The organism is Marinobacter fonticola (assembly GCF_008122265.1).
Lineage (GTDB): Bacteria > Pseudomonadota > Gammaproteobacteria > Pseudomonadales > Oleiphilaceae > Marinobacter_A > Marinobacter_A fonticola.
Genome location: NZ_CP043042.1, coordinates 2526472 through 2538598, shown reverse-complemented (window position 1 = coordinate 2538598; position 12127 = coordinate 2526472). Strand labels below are relative to the sequence as shown.

At 56.7% G+C, this 12127-nt stretch carries 12 protein-coding genes; 4 read left to right on the top strand and 8 right to left on the bottom strand.

The features are described 5' to 3' along the window. Positions 1-23: 23 nt before the first annotated feature. The 4 genes from FXO11_RS20275 to FXO11_RS11255 form a co-directional block, all read right to left on the bottom strand. Entirely contained in the window at positions 24-179 is a 156-nt protein-coding gene (locus FXO11_RS20275; protein WP_168203161.1) for a PA1571 family protein, read from the bottom strand. Positions 180-456: 277 nt separating this feature from the next. After that, the gene (gene htpX / locus FXO11_RS11265; protein ID WP_148863062.1) at positions 457-1332 is read right to left on the bottom strand and encodes a protease HtpX; all 876 of its coding nucleotides are present in this window, start codon (positions 1330-1332) and stop codon (positions 457-459) included. Between the two features lie 180 nt (positions 1333-1512). Continuing rightward, positions 1513-1977, bottom strand: a complete 465-nt coding sequence (locus FXO11_RS11260; protein WP_148863061.1) for a hypothetical protein — start codon at positions 1975-1977, stop codon at positions 1513-1515. 26 nt (positions 1978-2003) lie between these two features. Beyond that, positions 2004-3218, bottom strand: coding sequence for a pyridoxal phosphate-dependent aminotransferase (locus FXO11_RS11255; RefSeq protein WP_148863060.1), 1215 nt, complete (start codon positions 3216-3218; stop codon positions 2004-2006). Between the two features lie 135 nt (positions 3219-3353). Here FXO11_RS11255 and FXO11_RS11250 point away from each other — a divergent pair, with 135 nt between their 5' ends. The 3 genes from FXO11_RS11250 to FXO11_RS11240 all read left to right on the top strand — a co-directional run bounded on the left by FXO11_RS11250 (position 3354) and on the right by FXO11_RS11240 (position 5151). Beyond that, complete coding sequence (locus FXO11_RS11250) at positions 3354-4022, top strand: DNA-3-methyladenine glycosylase I (protein ID WP_148863059.1); 669 nt, start codon at positions 3354-3356, stop codon at positions 4020-4022. 133 nt (positions 4023-4155) lie between these two features. Beyond that, complete coding sequence (locus FXO11_RS11245) at positions 4156-4641, top strand: glutathione peroxidase (RefSeq protein ID WP_148863058.1); 486 nt, start codon at positions 4156-4158, stop codon at positions 4639-4641. Positions 4642-4686: 45 nt separating this feature from the next. Further along, positions 4687-5151 (top strand): MarR family winged helix-turn-helix transcriptional regulator, encoded by a 465-nt coding sequence (locus tag FXO11_RS11240; RefSeq protein ID WP_148863057.1) that lies wholly within the window; start codon positions 4687-4689, stop codon positions 5149-5151. 124 nt (positions 5152-5275) lie between these two features. Here the strand turns inward: FXO11_RS11240 and FXO11_RS11235 are convergent, their stop codons facing one another. Then, positions 5276-7603, bottom strand: a complete 2328-nt coding sequence (locus FXO11_RS11235; protein ID WP_148864889.1) for a hybrid sensor histidine kinase/response regulator — start codon at positions 7601-7603, stop codon at positions 5276-5278. Positions 7604-7634: 31 nt separating this feature from the next. Next, positions 7635-8408 carry a hypothetical protein gene (locus tag FXO11_RS11230; protein WP_148863056.1) on the bottom strand — a complete coding sequence of 258 codons (774 nt, stop codon included), beginning with the start codon at positions 8406-8408 and terminating at the stop codon, positions 7635-7637. A gap of 469 nt (positions 8409-8877) precedes the next feature. On the opposite strand from FXO11_RS11230, the gene FXO11_RS11225 reads away from it, so the two are divergent. Continuing rightward, positions 8878-9888 carry a LysR family transcriptional regulator gene (locus FXO11_RS11225; RefSeq protein ID WP_148863055.1) on the top strand — a complete coding sequence of 337 codons (1011 nt, stop codon included), beginning with the start codon at positions 8878-8880 and terminating at the stop codon, positions 9886-9888. Positions 9889-10009: 121 nt separating this feature from the next. Here FXO11_RS11225 and FXO11_RS11220 read toward each other — a convergent pair whose 3' ends face one another. Then, entirely contained in the window at positions 10010-10978 is a 969-nt protein-coding gene (locus tag FXO11_RS11220; protein ID WP_148863054.1) for a GNAT family N-acetyltransferase, read from the bottom strand. After that, positions 10975-12126 carry a cupin domain-containing protein gene (locus FXO11_RS11215; protein ID WP_148863053.1) on the bottom strand — a complete coding sequence of 384 codons (1152 nt, stop codon included), beginning with the start codon at positions 12124-12126 and terminating at the stop codon, positions 10975-10977. The genes FXO11_RS11220 and FXO11_RS11215 overlap by 4 nt, the downstream gene beginning before the upstream one ends. Position 12127: the final 1 nt, after the last annotated feature.

Here is a 12127-nt window from a genome sequence, read left to right as displayed (position 1 = left end):
CCCCTCAACACGTGCACGTCGGGTTAATTCGACGAAGCGGCCCGCTCGTAGGACCCCGCCTTGGTCTCGCTTTCTTCGGCCAACTCTTCCAGGGACTTGCGGACCATGGTGTCCGTGATAGGTATTTCGCGGCCGTCAGAGAGAACGATGGCAGCGCCATTCATCCAGCTTTCAGTCATTCGCTTTTCCTGCTTCACGGTAGTGACCTCTCTTCAACGTTCTGATTGAAGACTACTGGCTCATTGTGTCGTCAAGATGACAGCCAGGGCGTGACTGTTTTCTTAATCACATCAACTTTCAACAGTTAGAGGCAAAGTAGGTAGAGGTAAAGTCGTTAAAAAATAAAAATTCCCAGAGCTTGGGGCGAGTGAATAGTGTACAAAAGTGGAGCGAAGAATTCGCCCCACTCAAGGTTACACGTACTTCAACTTAAACAGACAGCAGCGTTTCCAAAGATTACATGCGTTGCAGAGCTGCAATCCTGTCTTCCAATGGCGGGTGGGTCATGAACAAGGCAGAAAGACCATGACGCGTCCCCCGGTTTATACCGAATGCTTCCAGTGAATCCGGCATTTGATCGGGAATCTGACTTTCACGCTTCAGGCGTTCAAGTGCGCCGATCATCGCTGCTTGCCCTGCCAGCTGCGCGCCAGCAATATCAGCCCGGAACTCACGGCGACGAGAGAACCAGAATACGATTGTGCTTGCCAGGATGCCGAGGACGATCTGCGCAACGATGCTCACGATAAAGAAACCCGGGCCGTGGCCGTTCTCGCTCTTAAATACGGTCCGGTCTACGACCGAGCCGATAATCCGTGAGGCGAAGATCACGAACGTGTTCACTACCCCCTGTATCAGGGTAAGCGTGACCATGTCGCCGTTCGCCACGTGGCCGATTTCGTGACCCAGGACGGCACGGATCTCGTCTTTACTAAACCGGCCGAGCAGCCCTTCGCTTACGGCTACCAAGGCATCGTTCTTATTCCAGCCGGTCGCAAAAGCATTGGATTGGCTGGCTGGGAATATAGCCACGTCTGGCATCTTGATGCCGGCTTGCTGGGCCAGTTCGCCCACGGTGTCCACCAGCCAACGCTCGGCCGGCGTGCGCGGGCTTTCGATGATCTTGGCCCGGGTGCTCCACATCGCCATTCGCTTGGAAAGCAGCAGCGAGATGAATGAGCCCGCAAAGCCGAACACGGCCGCGAAGATCAGCAGGTTACCGTAGGCAATGCCTTGCTGATTCAGATAAGTATCCACGCCCAGCAATTGTAGGGTAATGCTTGCAACCAGGATAACGGCCAGGTTGGTGGCCAGAAAGAGCAGGATTCTCATGTGTTTTCCATTAACCAAGTGCTTAGGCCATCAATATCGGGGCCGCGAGCGCTGCCTTCAATGGGCTTACGTCAAATTAACCGTTGCACGTTAGCGACAGTCGCGCGACGGGCAAGTTCCCACCGAAACCTCCGAATAGGCTTTGGATACCGCTTGGACTGAAAATTATCCAACGCTTTCTTAGATTGCGGGGAAGAGGATCGCCTGGACGGCATCCGCAATCAGCGACGAATTGCCCTTTTTCAAGGCAACCCGGAGCAAGTGGATGTTGGTGGCGTATTCGGCCTGAATTGCCGGAGGCAAGCCTTCCGTATCTTCGGGGTAGGTTCCGGCCAACGAGGCTGGCAGAGCCTCGATCTTGACGACCGCGTTGAGGCGGGTGAAGGCCGGTTGAGTCAGGACCACTTGGTCCACGGCGTCCTGCGCGATCGTGTCCTGATACCGGATATGCCCCTCTTCGGCCAGCCAAAGCATGGCGCCGAAGCAGGCCCGGTGGCGCCGGCTGTGCAGCCCGAATTCGTCCGGGGTATCCGGGCCGGAGATATCTTCGACGTAGAGGCTGACCTTGCGCGGAAACGCATTGTAGAGCTGTACCAGGACGATGGCGGTATCCCGGTAGAATTCTTCGATATGAATGTCAGCCATACGTGTACCGTTGCCGATCCGGTGAGTTACTGCTGATAGGTCGACAGGAAGTAGGCCAGCCGTTTAACGGCATCCTCAAGGGTATCGACCCGTGGCAGAAAGACCACGCGCAGGTGCTGCTTATCTTCGATATTGAACGCCGAACCCTGGACCAGCAAAATGCGCTCCTGCAGCAATAGGTCGAGGACCATCTTCTCGTCGTTATGGATCGGGTAGCGCTTCGGGTCCAACTTGGGGAACATATACAATGCGCCCATCGGCTTCACGCAACTAATGCCGGGGATGTCGTTGAGCATTTCCCACGCAGTCTGACGTTGCTCATAGAGCCGCCCGCCCGGGACCACGAGGTCGTTGATCGACTGGTAGCCGCCTAGCGCGGTTTGGATGGCCAATTGTGCAGGCACGTTCGAGCACAAGCGCATGGAGGCCAGCATTTCAATCCCTTCAATCAGATCACGTGCCTTGTGCTTGGCACCGCTGATGATCATCCAGCCGGAGCGGTAGCCAGCCGCCCGGTAGTTCTTGGATAGGCCGTTGTAGGTAAAGAACAGCACATCGTCCGCCAGGGAAGCGGTGGGAACGTGTTCGACGCCGTCGTAAAGGATCTTGTCGTAGATCTCGTCGGACAGGATAATCAGGTTGTGCTGGCGGGCCAGTTCAATCACCTGCTCCAGCAATTCCTTCGGATAGACCGCGCCGGTCGGGTTGTTGGGATTGATCAACACGATGGCCCGCGTGCGCGAGGTCAGCTTGCTTTTGATATCGTCGATATCCGGGAACCAGTCCTGAGCTTCATCGCAATGATAGTGCACGGGTTTGCCGCTGGAGAGCGTAATTGCAGCAGTCCAGAGCGGATAGTCGGGGGCGGGGACCAACACCTCGTCGCCGGTGTTCAGCAGCGCTTGCATGGAGAGGACGATCATCTCGCTGACACCGTTGCCCAGATAGATATCATCGATATCCACCTTGTCGATGCCGCGTTGCTGGCAATAATGCATTACCGCCTTGCGTGCAGAGAACAGCCCTTTGGATTCCACATAGCCCTGGGCTGCGGGCATGTTGTAGATCACGTCCTGCTGGATCTCTTCGGGAACGTCCAGCTCGAAAGCAGCGGGATTGCCAATGTTGAGCTTGAGAACGCGATGGCCTTCTTCCTCCATGCGACGCGCCTCGCGCAAAACCGGACCACGAATCTCATAGCACACGTTATCCAGTTTCGACGACTTCTTGTAATTCTGCATGATGGCGCGTTTCCCGATGCTCAGTGTTAAGGCGGTTATTCTAGCTAAAGCCCGCACACGGTAGAAAGGGCGTAGCCCTGCTGAATTGTGATGAAAAGTGGCACAATGCCGAAAAAATGAGTGAAGGAAGACGTCATGCTCGCTTTTCAGGTGATCGAAGATCGCGCCGCAGCCCGGGTCGGAGGGCCGGAGGCGCTAGCCGGGCTCATGCCGGCGGTTCTTTCCACGCAAGAGGTTGCGAATAGGCCTGACCGGGAGCTTCTGTCAGCGATGACGCGACGGATATTCCAGGCCGGTATGAAACATAGCGTCATCAACGACCGCTGGCCGGCTTTCGAAACGTACTTTTGGGGGTTCGAGCCGGAAAAGCTCATGCTGCTATCTGAAGAGCAGTTGGAACAGGCGATGCAGAATCGAGCCTTGATTCGGCACTGGGGCAAGTTGCGGACCATTCCGGCCAATGCTGGAGAGATGCATCGAATCAGTAAAGCTGAAGGCGGGTTTGGTCAGGTTATCGCGGCTTGGCCAGACAGCGATCTGTTCGGCTTATGGGCTTGGCTGGGCAAACGTTTCCAGCGTATGGGCGGGCAATCCGGTGCCCGATTTTTGCGTCTCGCCGGTCGCGATACGTTCCTGCTGACCGATGATGTCATAGCTGCCTTGATCGCCAGCGACGCTGTGGACGGAAAGCCAAGCCGCAAAGCGGATAGGCAAAAGGTCAACGATGCTTTCATCGAGTGGCAATCTCAATGCGGGCGACCGTTGGCTCATATCAGTCGAATCCTTTCGATGACCGTCGATTAGTCCTGGCGGGCCAGGCGGATTTCAATGCTTGTTAATCTATTTTGGTTGTGCACAATACAATTTACAAAAATATGTCCCGGCCCGTTTGAGCAAGTGCGGGACATTTTCTCGGCAGAGCTCAGGAGAGAGGCTTATGTCTGCGCAGGCTTTGTACGACATCGAAGTTAAAGACATCAAAGGCGAAAGCCGAATCCTTGGCGACTATCGGGGTAAGGTACTCCTGATCGTTAACACGGCGAGCAAATGTGGCTTCACGCCCCAGTTTGATGGGCTTCAAAAGCTACACCAAGATTTGGGCGGAGAGCATTTCGAGGTCCTGGGCTTTCCCTGTAATCAGTTCATGAGCCAAGATCCGGGCTCCGATGACGAGATCAGCCAGTTCTGTAGCCTCAACTACGGTGTGGACTTTCCCATGTTCGCCAAAATCGAGGTCAATGGCCCGAACGCCCACCCGCTATACCGGTTTCTCAAAGGCGAGGCAAAGGGGGTTATGGGGTCGGAGAAGATCAAGTGGAACTTCACCAAGTTCCTGGTCGATCCGAAGGGTGCTGTGGTTAAGCGCTACCCGCCGACGGCAAAACCCGAGGCCATTCGCAAGGACATCGAGAAACTTCTTTAGGTGTCGGCTGTGGACGGGAAGCCGGCCACAAACGAAGAGTCAATTATGAACAGCGACGACCCGCTGGCGCTCGATAATCAGGTCTGTTTTGCCCTGTACGCCGCAAACCGGGCGATGACAGGACTATACCGGCCGTTGCTGGATGCGCTTGGGCTGACCTATCCACAGTATTTGGTCATGCTCGTGTTGTGGGAAGCGGATCGAGCTGCCCCGGTGGCGAATGAAGCGGAGGAGGTCATCAGCGTGTCTTGGCTGGGGCGGCGTCTGAGGCTTGATTCCGGCACCCTGACACCACTGCTCAAGCGGCTCGAAGCGCGAGGTTTGCTCACCCGCACGCGTCGTGTAGACGACGAAAGGATCGTTACGGTCCGTTTGACCGGCGAGGGAAGACAGTTGCGAGAGCGGGCGCTGGAAATCCCCGGGGCTCTGCTGTGCCGTAGCGGTTTGGAACTGGCACAGGCGCGGAATTTAAGGGCGTCGCTACAGTCCCTGCTGGATCGGTTGCCCTAGGGTAATAAGGAAACTCTAGGGTCTCTGGCAGCCAGGCAGGGCCCACGTCCGGCGCTGGGTTTTGCCAAGGGCTCCGGATGGGGGCCAGACCATTCACGGCGCAATGCGCTAAAGTCCTGAGCGACTATTCCGGGTCTCGGCTGCGTGTGCCGCCGTTGGCGGCCCAGCGCTCGATAATGTTTTGCAGCTCGTGCTTGTTGTAGGGTTTTGTGATGTAGTCGTTCATGCCGACGGCAAGACAGTCGTCCTTATCGCCCTGCATGACGTTCGCCGTGACCGCGATGATGGGAAGCTCACGCCAAGCCGGATTGCGACGGATGCGTTCAGTCGCTTCGTAGCCGTCAAGCACCGGCATCTGGCAATCCATCAGCACGATATCGTAGCGGCTGTGATTGAGGGCGGAGATGGCTCGTTCACCGTTTTCCGCCAAATCTACCCGGTAGCCCAGCTTGCGCAGCATACTGCTGGCAACGATCTGATTCACCCGGTTGTCTTCCACCAACAGGATGCTCAGGCCTTCGCTCGGCTGGGAAATGGCTTCCTCACCTCCATCGCGGACTTTCGCCGTACCGCCGGTCGCTACGTTCAGCACTTCCTCAAGCTGGCTTCGGCGTAGAGGCAGCGTCACAACGCGTAGCTCGCTTCCTGATACCGACCGGATCGATTGCTGGGGTTCGCCGAGCAGAATCAACGGGCAGGGCAGGCGGCGATCGGTGAGTGCGCCACGGGTCCAGGCGGTTGTCTCGCAGAGATACGCGCTCGGTGCTTCTGCATCCGGCTCGAGAACCGGAATATTCCAAGCCTGAAGCTGGCGTTCCAGAGGCAATCGATGCGGATTGGCATGGGAAATATCGAGGGCGACACCAAACTCCTTTAAGGCTGGTGAGGTGAAGTCTGCAGCGCGTGCCGGTGCTCGGACCGGCATGGGCAATATCACGGTAAAGTGGGTGCCCTTGTTCTCGCGGGATTCCACGCTGATCTGACCGTGCATGCGTTCGACCAGCTGCCGGCATAGCGTCAGACCAAGCCCCGTACCGCCGTAACGCCGGGTGGTATCGGCTTTGCCCTGAGAAAACGGCGAGAAAATCCGCCGCAGGGTATCTTCAGCCATGCCGATGCCGGTATCGATCACATCAATCCGCGTTTCGCCATTCTGATTGCGGGCGCGAATCCGCACCTCGCCCGATTCGGTGAACTTAATACCATTGCCCAGAAGGTTGTTGACGATCTGGCGCACGCGCGTGGGATCGCCCTGATAGATTTCCGGTAGCGCCGGATCAAGGTCGATGACCAGTTCGATCTGTCTGTTTCGCGCTTGCTGGCTCAGCAGGGTTGCACACTCTTCGATGACATCCCTAAGGCTGAACTCGATCGCCTCCAGGCTCAACTTGCCCGCTTCGACCTTGGAAATGTCGAGGATGTCGTTAAGGAGGCTCAGCAGACTTTGACCGGCGTTGTAAGCGATTTCAAGACGGTTGCGCTGGCTGCCTTCGAGCTCGCCTTCGAGGGCGAGATTGAGCATGCCCAGCACGCCGTTGAGGGGAGTGCGAATCTCGTGGCTCATGCTGGCCAAGAAGTTGGCGCGGCTGCGGGCGCGGTGGACGGCATCTTCCTTGGTCTTGATCAGAGCCCGGTTACCTCGCTGCAGGGCCTCGTTCTTTTCCGAAATTTCCCGGGTTCGGTCCTCCACCTCGCGTTCCAGTTTGGAGGAATAATGCTTCATCTTGCTCTCGGCAAGCCGAACCTGGTCGAGGCTGTTGTCGATCGTATCCAAGTGCTGGTTGATAATGCCGACCATCTGGCCGATCTCGTCATCATCGTGCTTCGCTGGAACGGGCAGCCGCATTTTTTCCGGAGCCTTAGGTTCGACCTCGCGTAGCGACTGGATCACCCTCAGCAGGGGTTTGGTCAGAATAAAGTAAAAAATGAACAGCAGAATGATGCTCAGCACCAGACTCTTAATGAAGCCGCTGATCAACGTGTTGGTTGCGCGACTGATAAACGCTGTGCCGTAATGATGGGTGTCGATGCGCACTTCTAACCGGCCCAGCGGAATCTCTTCCAGTTGGGGAACGCGAAGATTCTCGCTGTACTCCCGGTTGGGGCCGAACAGGAAGTCGCTTAGCACCCGGTAGCGGGAGTCGCTGGATTGGCGGTTCGAAGCCGCGAGGATGCGGCCATCGGGGTCGGCGATACGGGCATCGACGATGGCCGGATGGCGTAGCAGGCCGTCCAGCAATTCCTTAGCCAGTCGCGTATCGATGTTATAGGCGATTTGGGAGGCCGGGCTGTAACTGATGTCCATCAGCGCCCGGATTTCCTCGTCCATACTCTTGCGTGCGTGAAAGTAATCCAGGGTAACCTGGAACATGTTGAGCAGAATGCCCAAAAGCATCGCCAACAGAACCGTGCTACGGGTCAGCCGGAAAGACAGGCGTTTAGTGAAGGGCATGCTCACGGTTCAAACAATCCTTGTCCGGACCTTACTCGTCGTAGTCCGCTTTCTTTTTCCATTCCTCGTCGTGGAGGAATGAATCCCATTCCTTGTTCAGGCGATGCTTTTCTTCATCCTCGGTTTTCGGGCTTTCGCCCGCAAGCACACTTTCGAGTTCCTTGATGCGCGTTCTGAAGCTCTTGACCGCCTTCAGCGCCATCGGGTTGTCTTTCGCCTTACCCAGCTCGGTCGACGCTAAGTGGTAGGCGTGTATGGCTTTGCGGTACTGCTGCTCGCGAGTGTGTTCTCTGGCCTGGGAGACATGCAGATCGGCCTGGGTTTTGTGGATCAGGAACAGGATCAGCTTCATGTTCTTGCGCGCCAGTTTGCTGTCTAGCCGGTTGCGCTTTTGCATGCCTTCGACAACTTTGAACAAAGTCTGCAACAGGCCTTTGACTTCATTAGCCCGAGCCGGCGTTTCGATGCGCTGGGGCGAGCGCTCATCGGCTCCGTCTTCCATCTGCTGTCTGCGGGTCTGGATTTCGGCTTTCCATTGGCTAACCGGGAGGTTGCTCTTTAGAGGCTCGAGTTCGCGGCAGACTTCCTCTCCCCGCATAAGCAGGATCGACTTCAGATCGCGTGTCAAATATTGCGGGGGTAGTTCCTCCAGCAGTCGACGGCTTAGGCGATAACTGTCCTCAAGGGCTTTTACCCGCCGGGCGCGATCTATTTTCGCTCGTTCCCGCGCCTGAGTGAAGACAATCGCGGCAATCGACAACAGGACGATAACAGCGAAAAAGATGACGATTGTAGTGGTATCCATAATTCTTACGGCCGTCTTTCAGTACCTGTAGTTAGGCTGTTGCAAAACGACAGCAGTCAGCCTTACGGCGTTGGAATTCCTTTTGCGGTGCAAATCCGATCACCGTGCCTATTTTTCCTTGGTCAACGGCGCTTTCGCTGAAATTCCGACCTGCTCAACCCGTTCGCGACAGTTTGCAACACCCTCTGATGCCTGAAAATCTGTGGAATAACTAACGATTCAGCACCCTTGCCGGCAGCGCTAAACGTAGCGTGGTCGCCGGTTCCGGTAGGGTAGGTGGCGCATGTCCGCCCGAGTATAGCGCAATACAATCAGTCAAAGGGTTAAGTTGTGTGTGTAAGGTGCTCAGTTGGCAAGATTTGACGTTGCGAGCAGTGTGTTAATGGATTCGGATGATGCACGCTCTGTTTTCATTTTTTTTATGAATGATATGCTGCGGTCTTCCGAATACCGTTTACAGGGCTAGAGAATGGATATTTCCCGTGTAGACCTAAACCTGCTGGTTTACCTCGATGTACTCTTGCGTGAGCAAAACGTCACCAAGGCAGCTAACCACCTGGGCATCACCCAGCCCGCCATGAGCAACGGCCTGCGCCGGTTGCGGGACCTTTTTGGCGATCCCTTGCTGGTGCGCACTAGCGAGGGCATGACCGCTACCGAGCGGGCTTTGGAGCTCAAGCCTTTAGTGCGTAACGTGCTGGCGGACATAGAGCGTGCGGTGCAGGCCAAGTCGGAATTTGCCGCTGCGGAAAGTCATCGGGTTTTCCGTATCATGGCCAGTGACTACGCGGAATCCTGCCTGATGCCGCGCGTCTTGCGCAGAATCCGGCAAGAAGCGCCGCATGTGACGCTTGATGTACTGACGCCCAGCGACGTCAGTTTTTTGGATGTGGAACAGGGCCGTCTGGATATGGCCATCAACCGCTTCGACAAATTGCCCCAATCCTTTCACCAAAAAACCCTATGGACGGAGTATTTCGCCTGCCTGATGAATGCTCGCAATCCTATCCTGAGAGAGCCTTTCACCTTGGATACCTACCTGGACGCAAGTCACATCTGGGTCAGCAAAACCGGTTTCGGTGTCGGCGTCGGGGTAAACCCCAAGGATGTACAGCGTTTGGGCTGGGTGGATGAAGCCTTGACGCTGATGGGACGCAAACGTCAAATTTCCGTTTTCACCCGCCACTACCAAGTAGCCATGCTGTTAGCAGAGCAGCATGACCTGATCGCCACCTTGCCCAGCCGGGCGGCATGGCTACAAAAAGACAATCCGAATTTGGTGGTCAAGGTGCCGCCGTTTAGAATCCCCCCCTTCGAATTGAAAATGGCCTGGAGCCCCCTGCTACAGCACAATCCTGACCATCAGTGGCTGCGCCGGTTGATCATGGACGTAGCGGCCGAGGTGGATACCGAATTCGCTGAATTCGGCAAGCCGTTCGAGAGTCAGGAATTGCCGTCGGCGTTGCAGTCGGAACGGTAGGGCGCCGTCAAAGGGCGACCGTATCGCCAGACCATCAAGGCGAGTCAGGCGATAGGTGTACGAGTGTGCCGCGCAGTAGATCAGCGAATTAACCGCACGGCACACTAGCGCGGCGATTGACTCAAAGCGGCAGTTCGCGAAGCTCCAACGAGGAGCGAGCCGTATCCCACATACGTTGGAAGGCTTCGGATTGACGTTTTACCCCGCCCGGGTCGCTGAATTTTGCCCAGCCTTCGATGCCATCGAAACGGTGACGATAGGCAAGCGCCTGACGGTCGGCCAGCAGATAAGGTTGTTCTCCAGCCGGGTAGTTGCCGTTGACCAACCGCAGCTCAATCTTGCTGGGTAAGCGCCGCATCAATTCCACAAGCTGGTGGCGTCGTTGGACCAGCGGTTTGTCGTCGTGGACCAGGATGCGTATTTCGGACACCCGGTGGCGCCGGGCCATCAGGGAAAAAATATCCCGCAACCGTTTGCGATCGTAGAGATCGTGATCCAATAGGCGATCATAGAGCCAAATCCGCTGGCTCGCTTGTCCCGCGACGGAATCCATCAGGTCCAGGCAATCCCGTTCAGTCTCGAAATGCCAGGTGGTGTCGTCCTTACCGGAGACGGCTGGCGTGCTCAGCTGTTCATCCTGACGCGCCATAATCTGGTTTGCCGCCAGACAACGCATGTCGACGTGTGGGATGCCGGCATCGTCGTAGGGCGTCGAACAAACATGGAAACCCGCCTGCTCGTAGAAGGCGATCGCGTACTCTTGGGCACTGAGCCAGAGCTCATCGTATTGCGGCGCAGCCTCAGCGACCAGGTGGCGCAAAAGCTGGTCCCCATAGCCCTGGCCGCGATGTTCCCTGAGGACAGCCATGCGCCCGATGCGACCGACGTCCATAACGGAGGGCACGAGGCGTGCGACGGCTACTGGCGTGTTATCCGGAAGTACCGCCAAGTAATGGTCGGAGATTTCGTCGGTGTCGTCCCACTCTAATTCCGGCGGTACGCCCTGTTCGTCTATAAAAACGCGTTGACGGATGTCGCCAACGCTGGAAGGCGCCAGTTGCCAGCTGTATTTGCGAATGTTCAGTGTCATTCGAAGTAGAGACTGCCGTGGTTGATTAGGGTCACCAGTAAGCCCGACAAGGCTGGATCTTGGGCCAGCCTGGCCAACGCTGTAGAGTCGGGCTCGGAGCTGGCGCACAGGATCGGCGCAATGGCCTGAGCTTCACCGTTAAGCATATAGCGCTCGCCGTCGACGAACAGCGCTACTTGCTCGCCAAATGGGCGATAAGCAAAGCGCGAGCCTTCATTCCAACGCAGGGTTTGCCCGTGTTCAAGGTCAGCGTGTAATTCTTTGGTATCTATCGGCTCGTCCGGCGGCACAACAATGTCGTTGCTCTTGGGGGCGGTCGTGTAGTGGCCCAGCCAGAGTGCCAAAAGATCCTGTTTGCCCAACGCCTGTTCGACAATCCTTGCAATGCCGGCGACCGAGGCATCGCTGATCAGTCCGGGATTGGTCTGAACCTCTAGCTCCGGATCCTTCAATAGCTGGCCGGCACCCGGCTGGTTGCAGAGGAAATCGCTAAAACCGGTCAGGATATCGTCATGGCTGGGAGCACGGAAGCCGATGGATAGGGTGATGCAGTCGTCCAGCGCAATGCCGTGGTGGCCAACGCCCGGAGGCAAGTAGAGCATATCGCCGGGCTCGAGGATTTGGGTTTCTTCCCCCTGCCAGGCTTCGAGTATGCGAAGCGGCGTTCCTTGCACACGCGGTGAACTGTCGTCGCACTGGCCGCCAAAGTGCCACTCGCGCCGACCCTGGGCCTGGAGCAGGAAAACGTCGTACTGGTCGTAGTGGGGCCCGACGCTCCCGCCTTCCGGTGCGTAACTGGCCATAATATCGTCCAGCCGCCAATTGGGCACGAACCTGAATTGGTCGAGCAGGGGGCTAAGCTCGGGCACCCAGTGATCCAGTCCCTGAACCAGTAGGGTCCAGTGGGTGGATGGCAGGCTTTCAAAGCGCTGCGGTTCGAACGGACCGTTTTCCAATTGCCAGGGCCGTCCATTGTCATTCTCGATGACGATTCGGGATTCGACGGCCTGTTCACAGGCCAGCCCGGCGAGTTCGTCCGGCGTTACAGGTGATGACAGGCCAGGAAAAGCCTGTCGTACCACCAAAGGTTTTTTCTGCCAGTAGTCCCGTAGGAAAACCGCTGCATCCAGACCGCCGGGAAGCTGCATA

Coding starts and splice junctions, on each gene's coding strand:
- FXO11_RS11225 (WP_148863055.1), top strand. CDS start 8,878: ATGGATATTTCCCGTGTAGACCTAAACCTGCTGGTTTACCTCGATGTA.
- FXO11_RS11250 (WP_148863059.1), top strand. CDS start 3,354: ATGCTCGCTTTTCAGGTGATCGAAGATCGCGCCGCAGCCCGGGTCGGA.
- FXO11_RS11255 (WP_148863060.1), bottom strand. CDS start 3,218: ATGCAGAATTACAAGAAGTCGTCGAAACTGGATAACGTGTGCTATGAG.
- FXO11_RS11245 (WP_148863058.1), top strand. CDS start 4,156: ATGTCTGCGCAGGCTTTGTACGACATCGAAGTTAAAGACATCAAAGGC.
- htpX (WP_148863062.1), bottom strand. CDS start 1,332: ATGAGAATCCTGCTCTTTCTGGCCACCAACCTGGCCGTTATCCTGGTT.
- FXO11_RS11220 (WP_148863054.1), bottom strand. CDS start 10,978: ATGACACTGAACATTCGCAAATACAGCTGGCAACTGGCGCCTTCCAGC.
- FXO11_RS20275 (WP_168203161.1), bottom strand. CDS start 179: ATGACTGAAAGCTGGATGAATGGCGCTGCCATCGTTCTCTCTGACGGC.
- FXO11_RS11230 (WP_148863056.1), bottom strand. CDS start 8,408: ATGGATACCACTACAATCGTCATCTTTTTCGCTGTTATCGTCCTGTTG.
- FXO11_RS11240 (WP_148863057.1), top strand. CDS start 4,687: ATGAACAGCGACGACCCGCTGGCGCTCGATAATCAGGTCTGTTTTGCC.
- FXO11_RS11215 (WP_148863053.1), bottom strand. CDS start 12,126: ATGCAGCTTCCCGGCGGTCTGGATGCAGCGGTTTTCCTACGGGACTAC.
- FXO11_RS11260 (WP_148863061.1), bottom strand. CDS start 1,977: ATGGCTGACATTCATATCGAAGAATTCTACCGGGATACCGCCATCGTC.
- FXO11_RS11235 (WP_148864889.1), bottom strand. CDS start 7,603: ATGCCCTTCACTAAACGCCTGTCTTTCCGGCTGACCCGTAGCACGGTT.